General features: G+C 32.1%; 21 protein-coding genes. 6 read left to right on the forward strand and 15 right to left on the reverse strand.

Translation table 11 applies throughout. The features are described from left to right. Nucleotide 1 precedes the first annotated feature (1 nt). The 3 genes from lpxB to surE form a co-directional block, all read right to left on the reverse strand. On the reverse strand, nt 2–1,114 hold the full coding sequence (gene lpxB / locus PQF96_RS15415) for a lipid-A-disaccharide synthase (protein ID WP_271767262.1): 1,113 nt from the start codon (nt 1,112–1,114) through the stop codon (nt 2–4). A gap of 89 nt (nt 1,115–1,203) precedes the next feature. After that, entirely contained in the window at nt 1,204–1,500 is a 297-nt protein-coding gene (locus PQF96_RS15420) for a hypothetical protein (protein ID WP_109435728.1), read from the reverse strand. After that, entirely contained in the window at nt 1,493–2,275 is a 783-nt protein-coding gene (surE, locus tag PQF96_RS15425; protein ID WP_109435727.1) for a 5'/3'-nucleotidase SurE, read from the reverse strand. The genes PQF96_RS15420 and surE overlap by 8 nt, the downstream gene beginning before the upstream one ends. A gap of 261 nt (nt 2,276–2,536) precedes the next feature. Between surE and PQF96_RS15430 the strand changes: the two genes are divergently transcribed. Beyond that, entirely contained in the window at nt 2,537–4,672 is a 2,136-nt protein-coding gene (locus tag PQF96_RS15430; RefSeq protein ID WP_109435726.1) for a carboxy terminal-processing peptidase, read from the forward strand. Nucleotides 4,673–4,679: 7 nt separating this feature from the next. Then, entirely contained in the window at nt 4,680–5,792 is a 1,113-nt protein-coding gene (locus PQF96_RS15435) for an ABC transporter permease (RefSeq protein WP_143915963.1), read from the forward strand. 333 nt (nt 5,793–6,125) lie between these two features. Here the strand turns inward: PQF96_RS15435 and PQF96_RS15440 are convergent, their stop codons facing one another. Continuing rightward, on the reverse strand, nt 6,126–6,293 hold the full coding sequence (locus PQF96_RS15440; RefSeq protein WP_160114112.1) for a hypothetical protein: 168 nt from the start codon (nt 6,291–6,293) through the stop codon (nt 6,126–6,128). Nucleotides 6,294–6,594: 301 nt separating this feature from the next. Between PQF96_RS15440 and PQF96_RS15445 the strand changes: the two genes are divergently transcribed. Both PQF96_RS15445 and PQF96_RS15450 read left to right on the forward strand, forming a co-directional pair. Next, nucleotides 6,595–8,295, forward strand: coding sequence for an AraC family transcriptional regulator (locus PQF96_RS15445; protein WP_271767264.1), 1,701 nt, complete (start codon nt 6,595–6,597; stop codon nt 8,293–8,295). Between the two features lie 111 nt (nt 8,296–8,406). Further along, on the forward strand, nt 8,407–8,568 hold the full coding sequence (locus PQF96_RS15450; RefSeq protein ID WP_160114111.1) for a hypothetical protein: 162 nt from the start codon (nt 8,407–8,409) through the stop codon (nt 8,566–8,568). 78 nt (nt 8,569–8,646) lie between these two features. Here PQF96_RS15450 and PQF96_RS15455 read toward each other — a convergent pair whose 3' ends face one another. The 4 genes from PQF96_RS15455 to PQF96_RS15470 form a co-directional block, all read right to left on the reverse strand. Next, nucleotides 8,647–8,850, reverse strand: a complete 204-nt coding sequence (locus tag PQF96_RS15455; RefSeq protein WP_109435723.1) for a hypothetical protein — start codon at nt 8,848–8,850, stop codon at nt 8,647–8,649. Nucleotides 8,851–8,888: 38 nt separating this feature from the next. Further along, nucleotides 8,889–9,056, reverse strand: a complete 168-nt coding sequence (locus PQF96_RS15460) for a hypothetical protein (protein ID WP_160114110.1) — start codon at nt 9,054–9,056, stop codon at nt 8,889–8,891. Nucleotides 9,057–9,158: 102 nt separating this feature from the next. After that, a complete protein-coding gene (locus tag PQF96_RS15465) occupies nt 9,159–9,365 on the reverse strand; it encodes a hypothetical protein (protein ID WP_109435722.1) in 207 nt (68 codons plus the stop codon). 48 nt (nt 9,366–9,413) lie between these two features. Further along, on the reverse strand, nt 9,414–11,003 hold the full coding sequence (locus PQF96_RS15470; protein WP_271767265.1) for a vitamin K epoxide reductase family protein: 1,590 nt from the start codon (nt 11,001–11,003) through the stop codon (nt 9,414–9,416). A gap of 457 nt (nt 11,004–11,460) precedes the next feature. Between PQF96_RS15470 and PQF96_RS15475 the strand changes: the two genes are divergently transcribed. Next, entirely contained in the window at nt 11,461–12,255 is a 795-nt protein-coding gene (locus tag PQF96_RS15475) for a DNA/RNA non-specific endonuclease (RefSeq protein ID WP_271767267.1), read from the forward strand. On the opposite strand, the gene rodA is transcribed toward PQF96_RS15475, so the two are convergent. From rodA to purH, 6 genes are all read right to left on the reverse strand, one after another. Continuing rightward, on the reverse strand, nt 12,256–13,509 hold the full coding sequence (rodA, locus tag PQF96_RS15480) for a rod shape-determining protein RodA (RefSeq protein ID WP_109435719.1): 1,254 nt from the start codon (nt 13,507–13,509) through the stop codon (nt 12,256–12,258). Then, nucleotides 13,509–15,380, reverse strand: coding sequence for a penicillin-binding protein 2 (mrdA, locus tag PQF96_RS15485; RefSeq protein ID WP_109435718.1), 1,872 nt, complete (start codon nt 15,378–15,380; stop codon nt 13,509–13,511). Before mrdA ends, rodA begins: the two co-directional genes overlap by 1 nt. After that, complete coding sequence (gene mreD, locus PQF96_RS15490; RefSeq protein ID WP_271767270.1) at nt 15,377–15,883, reverse strand: rod shape-determining protein MreD; 507 nt, start codon at nt 15,881–15,883, stop codon at nt 15,377–15,379. The genes mrdA and mreD overlap by 4 nt, the downstream gene beginning before the upstream one ends. A 4-nt stretch (nt 15,884–15,887) precedes the next feature. Beyond that, the gene (mreC, locus tag PQF96_RS15495; RefSeq protein WP_109435716.1) at nt 15,888–16,700 is read right to left on the reverse strand and encodes a rod shape-determining protein MreC; all 813 of its coding nucleotides are present in this window, start codon (nt 16,698–16,700) and stop codon (nt 15,888–15,890) included. A 135-nt stretch (nt 16,701–16,835) separates the two neighbouring features. Then, a complete protein-coding gene (locus tag PQF96_RS15500) occupies nt 16,836–17,864 on the reverse strand; it encodes a rod shape-determining protein (RefSeq protein ID WP_109435715.1) in 1,029 nt (342 codons plus the stop codon). A 44-nt stretch (nt 17,865–17,908) separates the two neighbouring features. Continuing rightward, the gene (purH, locus tag PQF96_RS15505) at nt 17,909–19,441 is read right to left on the reverse strand and encodes a bifunctional phosphoribosylaminoimidazolecarboxamide formyltransferase/IMP cyclohydrolase (protein WP_271767273.1); all 1,533 of its coding nucleotides are present in this window, start codon (nt 19,439–19,441) and stop codon (nt 17,909–17,911) included. Nucleotides 19,442–19,592: 151 nt separating this feature from the next. On the opposite strand from purH, the gene PQF96_RS15510 reads away from it, so the two are divergent. Beyond that, entirely contained in the window at nt 19,593–20,846 is a 1,254-nt protein-coding gene (locus tag PQF96_RS15510; protein ID WP_109435713.1) for an ABC transporter permease, read from the forward strand. A 132-nt stretch (nt 20,847–20,978) separates the two neighbouring features. Here PQF96_RS15510 and PQF96_RS15515 read toward each other — a convergent pair whose 3' ends face one another. Next, nucleotides 20,979–21,863, reverse strand: a complete 885-nt coding sequence (locus PQF96_RS15515) for a PorP/SprF family type IX secretion system membrane protein (protein WP_160114109.1) — start codon at nt 21,861–21,863, stop codon at nt 20,979–20,981. Nucleotides 21,864–21,884 lie beyond the last annotated feature (21 nt).

Here is a 21,884-nt window from a genome sequence, read left to right on the forward strand (position 1 = left end):
TTTATTGTATAGACTCGACAATTAACTTGGCGGTTTTGTCATTTGCACCTCTTCCTCCAAGTTTCTTTTCCAAATCATAATAATCTAAAAACATAACAGCTCTTTTATAATCATCAATAATGATGCTAAGCTCTTCTTTTAGACGTTTAGTGTTAAAATCATCCTGTATAAGTTCTGTTACTACAGGTTTATCCATAATGAGATTTACTAAAGATATGTAATCTAAGTTAATTACTCGTTTTGCAATTTGATATGAAATATAACTTCCTTTATAGCACACCACTTCAGGTACTTTAAACAAAGCAGTCTCCAGGGTAGCTGTTCCCGAGGTCACCAAAGCGGCATTACTTAAACTTAACAGATCATAAGTTTGATTCATGATAAGATGAACTCCTTGTTGTTTAATAAAAGGAGAATAGAAAGATGCATCCTGACTGGGAGCTCCGGCAATTACAAATTGATAATCAGGAAAATCATCTACCACAGTTAGCATTACTTCAAGCATTTTTCTAATTTCTTGCTTTCTGCTTCCAGGTAATATAGCAATGATTGGTCGATCATCTAAGTTATGCTTCTTTTTAAAAACTTCGGGTAAGATTTGTTTGTGATCTGCAATTGCATCAATCAATGGGTGTCCTACAAATTGGACAGGAAATTCGTGTTTGTCTTCATAAAAAGATTTTTCAAAAGGAAGAATTACATACATCATATCCACACATCTTTTGATGCTTTTTATCCTACCTTCTTTCCATGCCCATATCTGAGGAGAAATATAATAATGTGTTCTAAACCCTTTTTCTTTTGCCCATTCTGCAATTCGTAAATTGAAACCGGGATAGTCAATAAAAACAATAACATCTGGTTGATATTCGAGAATATCTCTTTTGCAAAGTTTTATGTTTTTTAGGATAGTAAATAAGTTAAGAAGAACTTCTATAAAACCCATAAATGCAAGATCTCTGTAATGCTTTACCATTGATCCGCCAACAGCCTGCATGAGATCACCACCCCAAAACCTAAATTCTGCTTTTGGGTCTTCTTTAAGAATAGATTTCATGAGATTTGCACCGTGTAAGTCACCAGATGCTTCTCCTGCTATAATATAGTATTTCATCTGGTTATATTTTTTCTTTTTTAATGATCAGATGTAATGGGTTAATATGCATTAGGTCTTATGTAAATTGTTATTGTGTTTTTTTAAGATTAACCAAATTTACTAATTGCAATACAAATAGCTGCAATAAGTGTAGCAAGAAGCACGCCACGAGATCGATATATTCTGTTTTTTCTTAAAAATAGAAAGAAAAGAACCAGGTTTGGGATTGCTCCAAGAACAATCAAACTTCCAAAGGAGTCATTTTGTAGTGAAGCTTTTATAGTTTCAGAAAATGATAATGTTTGGGCGCTTAATGCAGAAAAAATAAATACGCATAAGATAAACCCTATACTATTAGCAAATAAACCGGTAAGAACACCGATAAGAATTTCTTTTTTAATCATGTAATGGCCAATTGTTTAGTTCTTTTATAAATTGATGCGCAGTAAGGTCAAATTGTGTAGGTACTACAGAAACATATCCTTGTCCTAGTGCCCATTCGTCGGTATCTTCACCTTCGTCTTCATTAATAAATTTACCAGAAAGCCAGTAGTATTCGCGTCCCATAGGATTTGTTCTCTTGTCAAATTCTTCAACCCAATGTGCATTTGCTTGTCGACATATTTTGATTCCTTTTATTTCGTTTTTGGATAATTTAGGAATATTAACATTAAGGACTACTCCCTTTGGTAACCCATTTTTGAGTACATTTTCTACAATAGTTTTTACATATTTCTTTGAAGGTTCAAAATCGGCATCCATTGCATAGTTAAGTAAAGAAAAACCAATAGCAGGAATCCCTTCGATACCAGCTTCAACAGCAGCACTCATTGTCCCAGAATAAATGACATTAATAGCAGAGTTTGAACCATGATTGATACCACTGACACATAAGTCTGGTTTTCTATCAAGAATTTGGCGAGCTGCCATTTTTACACAATCTACTGGAGTTCCAGAACAGCTATATTCTTTTTGTGGTGAATTTTTATTAACAATAACAGGATCACAATATAAGGTGCTGTTTATAGTAATGGCATGCCCCATTCCACTTTGTGGACTATCCGGTGCAACAACGACCACCTCTCCAATTTCATTCATCACTTGTATTAATGCTCGTATCCCTGGGGCATTAATTCCATCATCATTAGTTACTAAGATCAAGGGTCTTTTTTGAGTCATAGAAAAGGTCTTTTTTGTACTGGTAAAAATACACTTTTTTATATGAAATAAGATAGTTTAGTAAAGTTCGGGGTGCATAAAATGAGAATTAACAAATTTGATTTAATCCTTATAAAATTGATATGGATAAATCAATGAAGCAGTAAGGGATTGAAGAGAGAGAAATAATATTAGTTCATTTAAGAAAAATTTAGTAATATTACGAGTTATTGGCACGATTTTTAATGTATTTTGCCTTGAATCCCTAAATTAAATGAGCGTATGAAAAAGAGTTTTTTGATTTTGATGCTTACCGTAATCGTTTCGGCGGCTTCTTGTAGTTTTACTTCTAAGGTTGAAAACGATCCGGATAAAGACAAATTACTAATTGATTTAATAAGTTATGTCTTAGGTAAAGGGCATTATGATGCAAAAGATATAAATGATGATTTTTCTAAAGAAGTCTTCACTGATTATATTGATGCTTTAGATCCTTTAAAGCGTTATTTCTTTAAGAGTGATATTGAAGAGTTTAAGAAATATGAAAAATTGATTGATGATGAAATTAGAAATAAGGAAATTACTTTCTTTAATCTGACATATGATCGTTTGCAAGACAGAATGGCTGATGCAAGAAGATTGCATAAGGAGATTTTGGAACATCCTTTCAATTTTGAAAAAGATGAAGAAATCAATACAGATTATGAAAATCTACCTTATGTAGAAACTAAAGATCAAATGAAAGATCGATGGAGGCTGCAACTTAAATTTAATGCGTTATCCAGCTATTATGATAAAGTAGAAGAACAAATAGATTCTGTTACCAAAAACAGTGATTACAATCGTAAAACATCTATTGTTTTAGAAAGTGAGGCTCGAGAAATTACCAAAACTTCTTTGAAGGAATATTTTGAGTTTGCTGATGACCTGGAAAGAAAAGATTGGTTTTCTATTTACATAAATTCTATTGTAGAAGAATTTGATCCGCATACGTTTTATTTTGCTCCTCAAGATAAAGATAGGTTCGATATCGCGATGTCTGGAAAATTAGAAGGTATAGGAGCAAGACTTCAGAAAAAAAATGATAATGTTAAGATTGTAGAAATTATTTCTGGAGGTCCGGCATGGAGAGGTAATGAAGTTGAAGTGGGAGATCTTATTATGAAAGTAAAGCAGGAAGAAGAAGAAGAGCCAGTAAGCATTGTTGGAATGCGCCTTGATGATGCAGTTAGTCTAATAAAAGGACCTAAAGGAACAAAAGTAACATTAACAGTAAAGAAAGTAGACGGTACTACTGAAATTATAGATATTGTTAGAGATGTTGTAGAACTGGAAGAGACCTATGCAAAATCATCTGTAGTAAAGAAAAATGATAAAACTTATGGAATTGTTAATCTTCCTAAGTTCTATTTTAATATGCAAGATTATAATCAACGTAATGCTGCCAAAGATGTAAAACAAGAGATTATCCGTCTTAAAGAACAAGACATGGATGGTTTGGTGATTGATTTGCGTGATAATGGGGGAGGGTCATTACAGACTGTTGTCGATATTGCAGGTTTATTTATAGAAAAAGGACCAATAGTTCAAGTACGAACAAAAGGAGAATCTCCAGAAGTGTTAAGTGATAAGGATAGGAATATTCTTTGGGATGGTCCATTAGTAATTTTGGTAAATGAATTGTCAGCTTCTGCTTCAGAGATTTTGGCAGCAGCAATGCAGGACTATAAAAGAGCCATTATTATTGGGAGTAAGCAAACTTATGGTAAAGGAACTGTTCAAAATGTAATGGATCTTAACCGTTGGATGCGAAGCAATGATTTTGGAGATCTTGGAGCGTTAAAACTTACTACTCAGAAATTTTATAGAGTTAATGGAGGATCAACGCAACTAGAGGGAGTAAAAAGTGATGTAGTAGTTCCAGATCGTTATAGTTATATTGATATTGGTGAAAAAGATCAGGAGAATCCACTTCCTTGGGATAAAATAGCAGCAGCTGATTATTCAATTTGGGATGGCTATATTGATTTTGATCAAACGATCAATAATAGTAAAGAACGTATGTCAAAGAATGATCAATTAAAGTTGATAGACGAAAACGCAAAATGGGTGAGTCAAAAAAGAGATATAAACAATTATTCTTTACAATACAGTAAGTATAAATTAAACATAGCTCTTAATGAGAAACAAGCAGAACGGTTTGATAAGATAAATGATTATAAAACTAATCTTACTTTTGAATCTTTACCTTATGAAAAGAATCTAATGAGTGCAGATTCTGTTTTGGCAGAGAAGAGAAAAAGATGGCATCAGAGCCTTAGTAAAGATGTTTACGTAGAAGAGGCAATTAGCGTACTTGAGGATTTAAAGATCAATAATATTAGAAGATCTAAAAACCCACTTACGGTAAAGAATTAATGTATTAATGCCCAAAGCAAAGTCAAACTCTTTAAGTACACTAGCGCTCCAGAAATTCAAAAAGAATTTTTGGGGCGTTTTGAGTTTTTACTTTATTGTTTTTTGTGCTATTATAGCTGTCTTTGCCTATGTTTTTGCTCCTGATGATTCGCAATATGCGAATCAGATGCATTTATCGATTCATTCAAAACCTCCAGGGTTTAAGGTTAAAATGCTTACTATTCCTTCTCAGGATGTCTCTGATCAATCATTTTTGGATAAAGTTTTTTTTGGAGAAAAAAACTCAGATACAGAGCTCCCTATAGAACGATATAGTTTTGAAGATGATGTATTAAAGATTTCTCCATATAGTGAAGGAGAAGTGATAGAATTATCAAAAGACATCAAATTAGGGCGTTTTCCAGAAGGCTTGACACAAGAAGAAATAGTTAAAGAATATATTGCAGACCAAAGGTTTATATTAGGTACCGACAAATACGGGAGAGATTTGTTAAGTAGAATGTTGATCGGTATTCGTATTTCGTTTTCAATAGGTTTTGTTGCGGTATTGATTTCTTTGATTTTAGGAATATCACTTGGAGCAATTGCTGGTTATTTTGGAGGTAAAATAGATGCTATGATTATGTGGTTGATAAATGTTACTTGGTCAATTCCCACTTTGCTACTTGTAATCGCTATTACTTTGGCATTAGGAAAAGGATTTTGGCAAGTTTTTATTGCTGTTGGTTTAACCATGTGGGTAGAAGTAGCTCGTGTAGTTAGAGGACAGGTATTAGGTGTAAAACAAATGCAGTATGTAACAGCGGCCAAAGCGCTTGGATTTACAAACTTTAGAATCATAACGCGACATATATTACCTAATAGTTTAGCTCCTGTAATTGTGATTTCTGCAGCTAACTTTGCAGGCGCAATACTTATCGAGAGCGGACTCAGTTTTTTGGGGATAGGAGCTCAGCCTCCAATGCCGAGTTGGGGTGCTATGATCAAGGATCATTATTCTTATATTATTTTGGGTAAAGCTTATCTCGCTATTATACCGGGGTTAGGCATTATGAGTTTGGTGATGGCCTTTATGTTAATCGGGAATGCACTTAGGGATGCCTTGGATGTGAAAAATTAAGGTTTAAGATGATCCTGATAAGTGCTATTTTTTTAGTCTGTCCATTGGGTATAGTCGAAATGTGATGACAATCAATTAGTATTATTTCTCAATTACGTTTGAAATGGTAGAAAAAATTCCTTTTTGACAACCTTAACAACTCCTTTTGCTCTATTTGTATATTACCAGTACATTATGTTTATAGATTTGATCTAATCGAAAATAATTTTGATTAGACAAAAAGAAAGCTAAAATTCATTATTAATGAGGGTAGTTATAATTACTAAAAAAACCTTCTGAATTCATACTTTGATATAATTCTTCAGAAGATTTTAATTACGAACTTTTCGGAAATTAGTAATTTCCTTTTGGTAACTCTTTACAAAGTGGTATTAAAAATTGGTTTCCGTTTAACCTAGCAGTTCTAATACATTTTCTTCTAGGACCGCCTCCATTTACAGTTATTGCTACACTTCTTGACATTTCAAAAGACCTAAGGCTTTCTAAGCTTGAATTTTTCATAATGATAAAATTTTGTTTTTAGATTAATTTTTCAACTCAAATATAGATGAGCAGATATGGGTCAAACAAGAGAAGTAAATAAGGATTCATGAAAACGTACTATGAATTCCGCGAATCCGTATGAGTATATTATGTGATAAAACTCTGGCTTATAATGAAGGTGTAATTTTTGTTTTTTGAAGAAGCCTAACATCAAAAAATATTATATTTATATTCTATACAATTGCGCAAATTCAAAGCTATAAGCTGGATTAGTTTTTTAATTCATGTTTACAGCTCAAATTCAATGTAAGATTAGCTTATGAAACAAGAGATTACCATTATAATCGCTGTATTGTGTCTTGGATTACAGTCTTATGCTAAACAAGAAATTCAAAAAGAAGTTGAGTCAGATTCTTTAAGTAATAAAACATACAAACAACTTCAAAATTCACTAATAAAGAATATACAAGATTCTATTAAGTCTACTTCTTATGCTATAGCTATCTTGAAAAAAGGCAAAAAAGAAAGAGACACAATTCAAATTTTAAATGGCTTTTTCTTTTTGTCAACTATTAACGAGAATAATGAAAATGTGCTTTCTTATTCTGATAGTATAATTAAGATTTCTAAGAAGGTAAATAATTCTAGATTTTTGGGAATGAGTTTCTTAAACAAAGGTGTTTATTTTTATGAAAAGAGAGAATTTGATAAATCTTTGGATAATTTTTTAACAGCCAAACTATATGTAGATAGTTTGCCTAGACTTAATTATATAACGGAATACAGTATAGGTTTATTAAAAAGTAGAGTAGGAGAATATCAAGAAGCTCTTGAAATTTTTAAAAAAAGTTGGATGTATGCTAATGAAAGAAATTTTAAAGAAAAAGATAATAACAATTATTTAATCACTTTACTTTCGTTAGCAGATGGTTATGTTAAAGTTGGTAAGAATGATTCAGCCTCGTTTTATAATAGATTAGGGGTAGAAGAATCACTGTTTTCAGGAAATGATGTAAAATACTATGATTTTGTATTAAATGAAGGGATTAATAAATATTACCTAAAAAAATATGATGTTTCATATGATAGTATTTCTAAAGTTATTAAAAACTTTAGAATGGAAATAGATAGGCCGAACTTAATATTGGCCTACTATTATTATGCAAAAACATTATTAGAGAAAGAAGAAATAGACAGTGCAATAGTAAATTTTAAGAAAGTAGATTCTTTATTTAATATCACTAACGATATTCATCCTAAATCTAGGGAAACTTATGAGTTTTTGATTAATTATTATAAATCTAAAAATGATGATAAAAATCAGTTATTATATATTGAAAGACTCCTAAAAGTTGATAGTATACTATATAGTAATTATAAATATCTAAGTAAAAAGCTAGCAAGAGAATATGATACGCCTAAGTTGTTAAAAGAAAAAGAAAGAGTAATATCTGGATTAGAGAATAAGAATGTAAAAGTCTCTAATCAGTTAATGTTGGTTTCAATACTTTTGGGAGTAAGTCTATTGGGATTGATCTATTATTATAGAAGACAAAAAACATTAAAGCGTCGATTTAATGAAGTAATGAATTCGAAAATTGAACATAATTCTGAGAAAACTACAGCAAATTCGGGGGCTATTGGTATATCTAGTGATATTGTTAATGATGTCTTACAACGATTGGAGCAATTTGAAAATAGTGATGCGTTTTTGAATCCAAGCATTACTATTAATGACCTGTCAAAACAGTTTGATACCAATTCTAAATATCTATCCAAGATTATAAATACATATAAAAATAAAAACTTTAGTAATTATATTAATGATTTAAGAATCAATTGTGTTGTAGAGAAACTCAAATTGGATCGGAAATTTAGAAATTATACTGTTAAAGCAATAGGTTCAGAAGTTGGGTTTAATACTACTCAAGCTTTTTCTAAAGCTTTTTATAAAAGCACAGGAATTCATCCCTCTTATTTTGTTAAGAAAATAGGAGAAATGACTAATGAAGAAATGTAGTTGTTTTTTGATACGAATTCCTGAAAACGTAGAGTCTTTTGGATTTTTGTAATCTATCATTTTTAATAATTATGTACTTTTAAAATGATATAATTATAAAAAGAACTCAACATGAAAAAATCAAAATTAGGAATTGAAAAATTTAGGGTAACAAAATTAAATAACATGTCATCAATTAAGGGAGGAGAAGAGTTCACTAAAAGTTGTCCTACAATAACTGATACAAAACCTGTAAGATCTAGTATACCTTGCTGGCTTGAAGCTATTCTCTAAAGTACAGCGTCGTTAACTATAAAAAAAGTCCAACTTTAATAAGAATAAGAGTTGGACTTTTTTAATTTTAATTTAGTTCTAAAAACAGTCACAAGAATAACCGTTGAATAACCCACCACTGTGAGGTCCAATACCACATTGCCACTGAGCAGTTCCACAACATTCTGGATCACTACTTGGATAACATTTGTTTAATGTAGGAATCCGGCCTCCAGAAATTGATTTTTGATCTTTTTTTTCAATTTTCTTGGTATCTGTTAAATTTAAAATTTTCTTTAGCATCTGTTTTTGGTTTTAAGATTATGATTCAACTAATAATTTTATAGAGCAGAGCAATTTCTTCCATCGCGATATTCACATCGATCACCTATACATACACAATATGTAGGGCAGAATACCAAGCAGATAACAAGACCATTGCCAATAATAGTACTTTGATCTTTTTTTGAAAGCACTTTGGCTCCATGTAATTTTTTGATTCTTTTCATAATTTTAGGTTTTAAGAATTAACATATTTATCAAAATTCAATCATCATCATATTCAAAATGACATGCTATGGTTCATCTTACAATATCTTATTTGGTTTTGGTCAAAAACCTAATCCTCCAATGGGATCGGTCCCGTCTGGGCAAGTGCTACTGCATGATACAGCTATAATTTCTAAGAAACCTCTGGGTCCCATTACAATACATCCACAATCATCTGATCCAGGAAGGGTGAATCCTCCTTTAATGGTACGTTGTTGGTTTTTATTAAGTTGTCTAACATTTTTTAATCTCAAAATTTTTGGTAACATATTATATTGATTTTAAGTTAAACTATATTGAATACACTACATTAAATATTAAATTTCAACAGGTTCTTGGTTTTCGATAACATCATTATGATTTTCGATCATAATATTCATAAAATGAAAAAACTCTGAATAGCTATACTTTTTAGGATAAATTGTGTCATTTATTAGTGAAGCGGGAGTATAGTAAAGGTTGTTTTTTTCTGCCCATTCTGATTGTTTGTCTAAAACTGATATATAGCCTGGATTCTTTGCAGGAAGACCATATTTTTTTATCCATTTGCTATGTGTTCTGTCGGCAAACCAATTGTTGTATGCTATTATAAATTCATCAGCTCCTTTGTTTTGATAGATGTCAAAAAGAATCAAGGCTATTTGCGTTGCTTTATTTTCTAGATCATCAGTTTTTACATTTAAACGAATAATGATCTGCAATTGATCTCCCATAGCCTTTAAAGTACGAGTGTAAGCTTCGAACGCATCTTTACAATATCCACACATAGGGTTGGTAAGACTAATGATTTTAAATGGAGCATTTGGATTACCTAATACGATTTCGTTTTCTATAGTCGAATTATCGTCTATTTTTTCTGAAAGACTGAGTAAGTGGTTAAAAATCTGACTATCTCTTTTGAAGTGATTTAACTTTAAATTGTCACCTTTAAAAGTCTTGTTTTCCACCATTTTTTCCTTTGCAAATAAATAAATTGAAGTAAATAATGTAGTAACAATTAAAAACCCTGAGATTTGAGAAATATCAATATCAAACTGAAGGCTTCGTAATGCTATTATTGTTAATCCAATAGAAACAGCTACCATAGCAAGGCATATTGCACACCATTTTTTTATAATAAAAGCTTGAGAATAGATAGAATATAATACAAATGGAATACCTGCAAGTGCAGGAATAAGCAATACACTGGTGAAACCATAAAAAATTTGATATAGTGTAAGTGTGATAAAAAATACAATGCCAGCATCAGCAAGTGAAAAATTCTTGAAGAGCTTACCACTGTTATTATTTATGACATCTCCACAATTTGTGTTCCCAACAGAAGTACAAAACTGATGAATGGTTTGAGATTGAATACCTAAACTTTCGCGAAGTGCAAAAAAACTAAAGGTCACACCTACAAGAGATACAATCAGAAAAAGAATTTGATCAATTGTCCAGACTCTACTGATAGCTAATAAAACTAAACCGGCGATTAATGTTATTGCAAGAAGATTCTGAAGAAACGACCCATTGGATAAAAGACTTTGTTTTGAATTGTATTCTACAGCAATAACCTTGGGAATCCAAATTTCTTTAAATTCTTCAAGAGTAAATTTCTTTTTCTTTAAGCTACTGTGCTTAATTTCTATATTTTGATTCTTTTTAATAGCAGTGACAATTTCTTCAGAAGATTCTGCCGTTTTAACCAGAGTTACAAAACTTTTTGGTAGTTGATCCAAAGCATCTATAGGAACTTCTACCGCAATATTATCGATATCAAAATAATCTAGAGTATCAGTAATCGATTGAAAACTTGGGTAATTAGGGTGTATTTGTAACTGAAGTTCTAAGTCTTTTTTTTCATAGTTGCCTATTCGATTTTGAACCAAAACGGTTTCAACAATTTTTTCGATATTATTTTTCATAGACTTTTTAAAAATGATTTGTTTAAGAACTGTAAAAAATTAATTTACTGAAGGTTATCTGATTACTAGAAATGGTAACTGTTTGATTTAGGTATAATTTAATTTCTGTTGGGTGTTGACCTCCAAAAGTTAACTTCACTAAAATAAAACTTTAAAAACGGTATGTCAATATGTATATAGCTCAAAAATACAATGGTATATCCGTAATTTGGATAATTTTAGGGTTGATTCGTTGGGTTATCTATCTGTAAATCAGGGTTAAATTGGTTTTTTATGACTTAATTAAAAAAGAAGAACATTAGTGTTAAAGTTTTCAATAAAAAAAGAAATATTCTTTTAATATTATGGAAAATAGATAAATATAGTATTGATTGTAATTGTGTAATCTACTTTTAGAAGTAATTAAAAGACATGACATAATCATTTTACTATTTTTGTCTTCTTAAAAAATAAAACATTGAAAAGAAAATATCTTTACCCTATATTAATTATTATTGTTACTATTGGATTTTACTACGTCGAGCAGTATGAAGGAGAGTATACGACAGAACAAAATGGAGATGGTGTATCTGAGTATGGTTTTTTTTATTTACCGACATCTACTACAGGGGCTATAATAACTCATGATCACTATTCATTATCGTATTCTGAAAAGCACGAACAGGCGGAGTGGGTTGCTTACGAATTAAAAAAAGAACATTTGTCAGATAACAATTTTAAACGACCATATTTCAAACAGGATAAAAAAGTGAGATCATCTTCTGCAGATTGGCGTAATTATAAAAAATCTGGCTATGAAAGAGGGCACTTATGCCCCGCAGGAGACAGGAGATTTACTTATGAAGCTTTTGAGGAAACATTTTTTACTTCAAATGTGAGTCCACAGAATCGTGAATTTAATAGCGGTATATGGAATGCCTTAGAACAAAAAACTAGATACTGGGCGCAATTATATGATGGAGTCTACGTAGTTACTGGGGGAGTATTATCTGATGATCTGGATGATATTGGTTATGAAGCTGTATCTGTACCAAGATATTTTTACAAAGTTATATTAAAGGAAAATGTAAAAAACTCCAAAATGATTGCTTTTTTAATGCCTCACAAGAAGTCTAATGCATCTTTGAAGCAATTTGTTGTACCGGTTGATAAAATCGAAAAGCTAACCGGAATAGATTTTTTTCCACAGTTAGATGATAAAATAGAAAATCAATTAGAAGCTTCTTCGGGTACAAAAGGTTGGAAATTTTAGTTACCACTCATTAACTCTATTGGAGTCTAGTTTAATAAAAATAAAAAGTAAAATGGTGAACCCCCATAATCCCGATCCTCCATAGCTAAAAAATGGAAGGGGAATTCCAATGGTTGGCATTAGTCCTGTAACCATACCAACATTAATAGCAAAGTGAATAAATAAGATGCCAATAACACTATAGCCATACACACGGCTAAATTGTGTTTTTTGCCTTTCTGCTAAATGAATAAGTCTAATTAATAATGAGATAAACAAAATGATAACCAAAGTTGCACCAAGGAAACCCCATTCTTCTCCAACCGTGCTAAATATATAATCTGTATGTTGTTCTGGTACAAAACCACCTTTGGTTTGCGTTCCTTCTTTCCATCCTTTGCCAACCCAGCCACCACTACCTATTGCGATTTCACTTTGGTTGGTGTTATATCCAATTCCTTTTGTATCTACTTCCTTACCTAATACAATATTAAATCGATCTCTATGTCGTTGTTCGAATACATTATTGAAAATATAGTTTACAGAAAAACAGAAGCCAGTTACTACGATAATTGTAAGGAGGTACCTTGAGTATTTGGGTTTTTGTTTTCTATTTTTAATTAATATCAATAGCATAACTGTGGCGATAGCAAGCACTACCCAAATAGGATTAAAAAGCAGAGTTAGAATGAATAATGCGGCAGCAGAAGCTCCTACAATAAGATATATTGCAGCTAACCCTTCTCTGTATAAAGGAAAGAAAAAGGCAGCGTATATTAATGCACTTCCGGGATCAGGTTGAGGTATAATAATTACAGCGGGTATTGCTATAATCAAAAATGCTCTTACCTGGTGTCCAAGTAGATTAATATTGGTTTGCATGTCACTTAGGTATTTGGCTAATGCCAAAGCAGTACATGACTTTGCAAATTCTGAAGGCTGTAATCCAACTGGTCCAAAAGCATACCAGGATGTAGCGCCGTTTATGTTTTTACCGAGTACAAAAAGACCTAAAAGAGAGAGCAAGGATATTACATAAATTAATCCGGCGAATCGTTCATAAAATTTTACTTCTACCGCTTGAGTAATAACAATCAAAACTATACTAAGTAAAATCCAATATCCTTGTTTTACATATACTTCAGAAAAATCTGTAAAAGAGAACGCTTCATTTTCATAAGATGCAGAATAGATATTTCCCCATCCAAACCCAACTAGAAGTAAAAATAATAGGACCGTTATCCAATCTATTGCAGCTACACTGGATTTTGCCATTATTGATTAATTTTAAAAGGTTCGCCACTATAAGGTTTTGCATATTCCTCTTCGAGACTATGAGTGAGAAGCCATTTTTCTAAATCAGTTCTGGTAATACTACCATTTATATGTTGTTCTATCATTAAAGAAGCTATTTTTCCTGCATATCTAGCACCCCAATATCCATTCTCTACAAAGACTGCAATTGCAATTTTAGGATTGTTTTTAGGGGCGAATGCAATAAATACAGAGTGATCTGTAAGTTGTGTTTTCTTTCCGTCTATTTTGGTAAAATTTTCGGCAGTACCAGTTTTTCCGCAAATTTCTATTCCTTCTACTTGTAAAGAACTTGCAGTACCTTGAGTATATACTTGATACATTCCTTCAATTACAGGTTCAAAATGCTCTTTGTCAATTGTTGTGATTTTTGGTACAGTATAGTTTTCATTTTCTATGGGTTTACCATCTATTGCCTTTATAATGTGAGGTGTAAAATAATAACCTCTATTGGCAATTGCAGCAGTCATATTAGCTAACTGGATTGGGGTTGCTAATACTTCTCCCTGTCCTATGGCATTAGATAATGTTGCTGAAGCATACCATTTATAAGTTGGATATTGATAGATTTTATTATAATATTCAGAAGAAGGTACTTTACCGGGTCTCCCTGCTGGTAAATCGTTCCCCAGATAATTTCCTAACCCAAAACTTTGTACATGTTTTTTCCAATTATCCATACCTTCCTGCGGGGTATCGTATTTTTCGATAATTCTTCTATACACTGTAGCAAAATAAGCATTACAAGAATTTGAAATTCCGGGAATCATGCTTAAAGGGCTCCTGTGAGAATGACACCCTAGTTTTTGACCTCTTTTTCCATAATAATATCCCATTCTGCAAGAAACACTTTCTCTAGTGTCAATTACATCTTCCTGTAATCCTATTAATGCATTTATGGTTTTGAATGGTGAACCAGGTGGATATTCTGCCTTTAGTCCTCTATCAAATAATGGAATGGCAATAGTGTCATACACTAATTTAGTAAAATTTGGAGATCTTTTTCTTCCTACAAGTAGTTCGGGTTTATAACTTGGAGCTGTAACAAGAGCTAATATTTCTCCTGTCGATGGTTCGAGAGCCACAATACCTCCTCGTTTATTTTTCATAAGCAAGCGCCCATATGCCTGAAGTTTTGTGTCAAGAGTAACCGTAAGATCTTTTCCGTTTACGGGTAAGGTATCAAATTTTCCTTCTTTGTAAGCTCCCATATCTCTGTTGAACCTATCTTTTTGGATACGCTTTACTCCTTTAACTCCTCTAAGATAATTTTCATACTGTTTTTCTACACCATCAATACCTATAAGATCACCTGAGAGATAATAAGGGTTTTTCTGAATCAATGCTTCATTCACCTCTCCTATATAACCCAATACATTTGCAGCATCTTCGGTTTGGTAATCTCGCAATGAACGTTTTTGAATATAAAAACCTTCAAATTTCCGCATTTTTTCCTGCAGATAAGCATATTCATCTTTTGTTAATTGTGGGACAATTATTGAGGGTACCCTTGGAGAATAAACTCTTGCTTTTCTAAGACTTTTTATAAGCTTGTCTTTACTGATATTAAGAATAGAACAAAACTCTAATGTGTCAAAAGGTTTTAACTCTCTTGGTATAACCATTACATCATATGATGGTTGGTTAGTTACAAGTAATCTTCCGTTTCTGTCATAGATTGCTCCTCTTTGAGGGTAATCGTAAATTACTTTAATTGCATTATCTTCTGATAATGAAGCAAACGAAGTATTATAAATCTGCAAGTAAAAAAGCCTTGCAATAAATACAACACCGGTAGTTACAATTATAAGGTATAGTAATAACTTTCTCATGAATCATTTCTTCTAAACAACACCAGAACTAGCATGGTAATCACTATTGTGAATAAACTAGAGAATAACGTTTTTTTTACGATCAATAGTATGTGAGAGAAGTTAAAAATTTCTAATGAAAAAAGTACAATATGATGTGTTAAAACCATCAGGATCACATAGGCAAATCGTTCTCCGAATCCAACTTGACTTAGTTTTACTGTTTGGAACTCGTAACTAAGCCCAAAAACAGATCGCAATGCTGCTGGTCTAAAAAATGCAATGACAAGGCAGGCGGCTGCATGTACACCTCCAGAATCTCCAAACATATCTATGATTAACCCTAATAAGAAACTTATAACGAGGAAAAGACTTTTGTTGATGTTTATAGGAGCAAGGAGTATGAAAATAATATAAATATAAGGGTTAAGGAACCCTAAGAAATTAATATGGTTTAGAATCGTTACCTGAACCAAAACTAAAACTATAAACCTCACAATATGTAATAGTGTATCCCTATTCATAAATTTAGTTTTCTAAACTTTTAATTTCTTCTATATCTCTACTTTTTATGGCATATACAAAACCAATATTACTCATGTCATTAAATAGTTTAACATCGATTAAATAGTAGCTTTTGTTTTGATTTAACTTGTAGTTTGAAATTGTTCCAATTCCGATTCCTTTAGGGAAAATGGTCGAACGACCATGTGTAATAATAGTATCCCCTTCTTTAAAAATAGCTTGCCTCGGAATAGTCTCTAATTGTACAATATTTGGATCTTTTCCATTCCAGGTTAAAGAACCATATTGATTAGATTTTTTTAAGCCAGCATTAATTCGGGAATTACTATTAAGAATAGAGATGACTCTACTATAGTTTTTTGAAGTATTTTCTACAATCCCTATGATACCTTTATCTGTTATTATTCCCATATCAGGAAAAATGCTATCTTTTTCTCCTTTATCAATAAGAATATAATTATCAATCTTACTATAATCATTTTTGATTACTCTGGCTTTGGTATACGTATAAGGTTTATCAAATGATATTGTATCTATCTCTCGTTTTACAATAGAATCTACACCTAATGCACTAAGCTGGTTATGTAGCCATTCATTTTCTTCTAGTAATCTTTTGTTTTCCTGTTTTAGTCCAAAATAATTAGTTATCGAATGTTGCCAGCCATATAACCCTCCACTTAAAAAATTCGTAGAGCTTACGAACTTACTTTTGTGATAAGAATGAGATTGAATTGTCAGGACTAAGGATAAAAATAATAACAAAAGAAATAGCAGAGAATGTTTATTCTTTATTAAAAAATTAATAATCTGCTGCATACTTTAGCGTGTGATAATCTCTTTAGTTAAACGTACTGTTATAAGTGGCTTTTGCCTTTACTTAATAAATATTAAAGCAGGATAACGTAAAATCAGAAATTTAGGTATATTTCAGGTCATATTTTTTTAAAAATACTATTTGATAAGTACACTTTTATACCTGTTTAGATTTTTAAGTGTAATTCCTGTTCCTCTTACAACTGCTCTTAATGGGTCTTCTGCTATATAAACAGGTAAATCAGTTTTTTGTGATAAACGTTTATCCAGCCCTCGAAGCATAGAACCTCCTCCGGCAAGATATATTCCTGTATTGTATATGTCTGCTGCAAGTTCTGGCGGTGTTTGTGATAAAGTTTCCATTACTGCATCTTCGATTCGTAAAATAGATTTATCTAATGCCTTAGCCATTTCTCTAAAAGAAATTTGAACTTGTTTTGGCTTTCCTGTGAGTAGATCACGTCCTTGGACATTCATTTCTTCTGGTGGTAACTCAAGATCTTCTGTAGCAGCACCAATTTGTATTTTTATTTTTTCAGCAGTACGTTCCCCAACATATAAATTATGTTGTGTACGCATGTAATATATAATATCATTAGTAAATACATCCCCTGCAATCTTTACAGATTTATCACAAACAATTCCTCCTAGAGCAATAACAGCAATTTCTGTTGTACCTCCTCCTATATCTACAATCATATTTCCTTTAGGTTGCATAATGTCAACTCCTATACCAATTGCGGCAGCCATAGGTTCATGAATAAGATATACTTCTTTACCATTTACGCGTTCTGCACTTTCTTTTACGGCTCGCATTTCTACTTCAGTAATCCCAGAAGGAATACAGATTACCATACGCAGAGCAGGAGCGAAGAGTTTTTTCTTTAATGCCGGGATATCTTTGATAAACATACTTATCATTTTCTCACTGGCATCAAAATCTGCGATTACTCCATCTTTTAATGGTCGGATAGTTTTGATATTCTCATGAGTTTTTCCTTGCATCATAGCCGCCTCTTTTCCAGCAGCAATGATTTTACCATTCATAATATCTCTGGCTACAATAGAGGGACTATCCACTACGACTTTGTCATTATGAATTACTAATGTGTTAGCGGTACCTAAATCTATCGCGATCTCTTCGGTAAAGAAGTCAAAAAATCCCATAAAAAGTCAAAAAAAGGGGTTAAAATTCAGTAAATGTAATAAAATTAATGTTTAAAATGGCGTGTTCCGGTCATAACCATTGCAATTCCGTTTTGATCACAGTATTCAACGCTCAATTGATCCTTTATAGAACCACCTGGTTGAATCACAGCTTTTATGCCTGCATGGTCTGCTATCTCTACACAATCAGGGAATGGGAAAAATGCATCACTAGCCATTACCGCACCATTAAGATCAAAATTAAATGATTTTGCTTTTTCTATAGATTGCTTAAGTGCATCAACTCTAGAAGTTTGTCCTGTTCCGCTTGCTAATAATTGTTTACCCTTAGTAAAAACTATAGTATTTGATTTAGTATGTTTACAGATTTTTGAGGCAAAAAGAAGATCTTCGATTTGATCAGAAGTGGGAGCGGTCTTAGTTACAGTACTCAAATCTGATTTGGCATCCGTTTTAAGATCCTTGTCTTGAAGCAAAGCACCATTAAGGCAAGATCGTACTTGCATTTTTGGTAAATCGATTTCTTTTTGTACTAAAATGATTCTATTTTTCTTTCCTTTAAGTATTTCTATAGCTTCATCACTAAAAGAAGGAGCGATCACCACTTCACAGAAAAGTTTATGAATTTCGTCAGCAGTGTTTTTATCGATTTCGGTATTACTAATTAGGATTCCTCCAAAAGCAGAAACAGGATCGCCTGCTAATGCATCAATATAAGCTTGAAGAATAGTTTCTCTTTGTGCTAAACCACAGGCATTATTATGTTTTAATATTGCAAATGTAGGTGCGTCATTTTTGAATTCATTCATTAGATTTACTGCAGCGTCTACATCAAGTAAGTTGTTATACGATAATTCTTTACCATGTACTTTGTCGAACATAGCTTCAAAATCCCCAAAGAAAAATCCTTTTTGATGTGGGTTTTCACCATATCGTAATACTTTTCCTTTGGTTTCACTTATTTTAAGAGAAGCTATTTCATGATCACTATTAAAATAATTAAATATTGCAGAGTCATAGTGAGAAGATACATTAAAAGCTTTGGCAGCAAAACGTTTACGATCTTCTATAGAAATATTTCCGTTTCCTTCTGAAATAACAGACAAAAATTCTGAATAATCATCAACAGAAGCAACACAAGTAACATCAGCAAAATTTTTGGCAGCTGCTCTAATTAGAGAAATTCCTCCAATATCTATTTTCTCAATAATATCTTGTTCTGGAGCTCCAGAAGCTACGGTCTTTTCAAAAGGATATAAGTCTACGATAACAATATCAATTTGAGGAATCTCATATTGTTCCAGTTCTGCAACATCACTATCGTTATTTTGACGATTAAGGATTCCTCCAAAAACTTTTGGATGAAGCGTTTTAACTCTCCCCCCAAGAATAGAAGGGTACGAAGTAACATCCTCGACAGGTATAACATTAACTCCTAAATCTCTAATGAATTTTTCTGTTCCACCAGTAGAATAAATGGTAATATTAAGTTCATCTAATTTTTTTACGATAGGTGCTAATCCATCTTTACTGAATACAGAAATCAAAGCAGATTTAGCAGTTTTTGTGTTGCTCATGAGAAAATTTAGTTAGTAAAACGCAAAAGTAGCAATTTAGTAATCAATTAGACAACCAATTATGTGTAATTGTTTGAAAGAAATTGTAACAAAAATATAAGGAAAACGTCCTATCTTTAAATAATTTAAAATCTAGTTCAAAAAATAGAGCATGTTAATCTACCTTAGAGTACTAAAAGAAAGTTTTAATTTTGCTATTAGTGCGCTTATAAACAATAAGTTACGCACATTTCTTTCGTTGTTGGGTGTAACTATTGGGATATTTTCTATAATAGGAGTGTTAGCAGCAGTAGATTCTTTGAAGCAGGAAATAAAAGGAAGTATTAGCTCTCTGGATAATAGTACAATTTACCTTATGCGTTTCTCATTTGGTCCAACAGATATACCGCAGTGGAAACGAGAACAATTTCCTGATGTAACATTCGAAGAATATCAATATATAAATAGGTCTTTACCTGACATGAAAGCAGCTAGTTTTATTTTAAATGTTGCTCCTGAGACCGTAAAATATGAAGATAATAATGTTAGCAATGTAGAAATTGTACCCGTTACAAGTGACTATTATGAAATAGAAGAATTGCAGGTGGTGAAAGGAAGATTTTATAATGAACAAGAATCTGCATCTGGTGCTCCTGTGGCAGTTATAGGAGACGAAATTGCTAATAATTTATTTGGTTCTGGAGATCCTATTGGTAAGAAAGTACGTCTATACGGAAGAAAAATAACTATAATCGGAGTGCTAAAAAAAGAAGGAATGGGACTTTTTGGGAATAGTAAAGATACTATGGTTATTCTCCCGGTCAACTTGGTAAGAAGAGTCTATGGAGATAATAATAAATCTGCTTTCCCCGCAATTATTATTAAGCCAGAGTCTGGTATTGATGTTCCCGAATTTGTTGCAGGGTTAAAACAAAAAATGAGGACATATCGTGGATTGAAACCTGATGAGATCGATAACTTTTTTGTAAATCAACTACAGGGATTTACTGATTTTATAGATAATATCACCGGTACAATGTCCCAGATTGGAGGTTTTATAGGTATGTTTTCATTATTGGTTGGTGGGTTTGGAATTGCGAATATTATGTTTGTGAGTGTAAAAGAACGTACCAATCTTATAGGGATTCAAAAAGCACTTGGTGCTAAGAGAAGATTTATACTATTTCAGTTTTTATTTGAAGCTGTTATTTTAGCTATTTTTGGTGGTTTAATAGGACTTGTGTTAGTGTGGTTGATTTCTATTTTTGCATCTCAATTTACAGGTGATTTTGAATTTATTCTTTCTGGCTCCAATGTGTTTTGGGGAATGTTTTCTTCTACCATGATTGGTTTAGTTGCTGGGATTTTACCAGCGATATCTGCTTCAAAACTAGATCCTGTTGAAGCTATTAGAACTGGGATGTAATTTTTGATAAAATGACTTTTGATTTCCGGGTACTTATAAATCCTCATAAAGCTTTTAAAACTTAAGAGAATTTAGATCGATGATTATATTGTTTTGATTTCTTTAAACAATAAAGACTTGGGAGTATTTGTTTTAGTTCAAACTAACTTTTAGCATTACTTCATGACTTCCATTATTAAAGGATCCTGTGTCCGCTGTAGTATGTTCATAAGCATATCCAAATTGTAATGCTTTATCAATAAAAGTGGTGGTTAAAAATATAGTAACACTTTCGTCTATTCTATAGTTTGTACCTAGTTCTATTCTTTCTTTATACCAGGCAGAAGCGGTCATGTCAATAGTAAGAGGAACTCCTGTTACTGCTCTGGTTAATACAGAAGGTTGTAATTTAAAATCGTTAGTAAGATTAAAAGTATAGCCTCCGCCTAAGAAAAACTGCTGATCATCACTAGCGGATACTGGATTAACACCATCTTTTTCAAACCTGTCATTTGATAGGATTCCAGGAGCAGAAAGGGTTACATAATATTTTTCTCCTTTAAGGTAAAAGCCTACTCCAACATTGGGGTTAAACGTATTTACATTTTCACTAAATAATGGATCATCGGTGATACCGACTTTATTGAGATCTATTTTTAAGAAAGATCCGCCTGCTTTTATACCAGAATATAGGTCTAATTTATCTGCTATTTTAAGTTTATATGAAAAATCTGCATATACATGTGTTTCATCTAATACAAAAACCCGATCATTTACAATTGTTAATCCAACACCAACGTTTTTACCTATAGGAGAATTTACATTAAAGTTAAATGTTTGTGGAGCATCTTGTACTCCAATCCATTGACTTCGTACTGAGAAAACTGCTTCAAGATGCTCATTCGAACCAGCATATGCAGGAGTAATTATATTCATATTGTATCTATATAAGCTAAAATGAGGGTCTTGCTGTGTATAACCCAAAATTGAAGTGAATAGTAGTAGTATTAAAATGTATTTGTATTTGAAATCTTTCATTGATCCTTCTTTTATAGTTAA

It is taken from the genome of Aquimarina algiphila (assembly GCF_947494415.1).
Lineage (GTDB): Bacteria > Bacteroidota > Bacteroidia > Flavobacteriales > Flavobacteriaceae > Aquimarina > Aquimarina algiphila.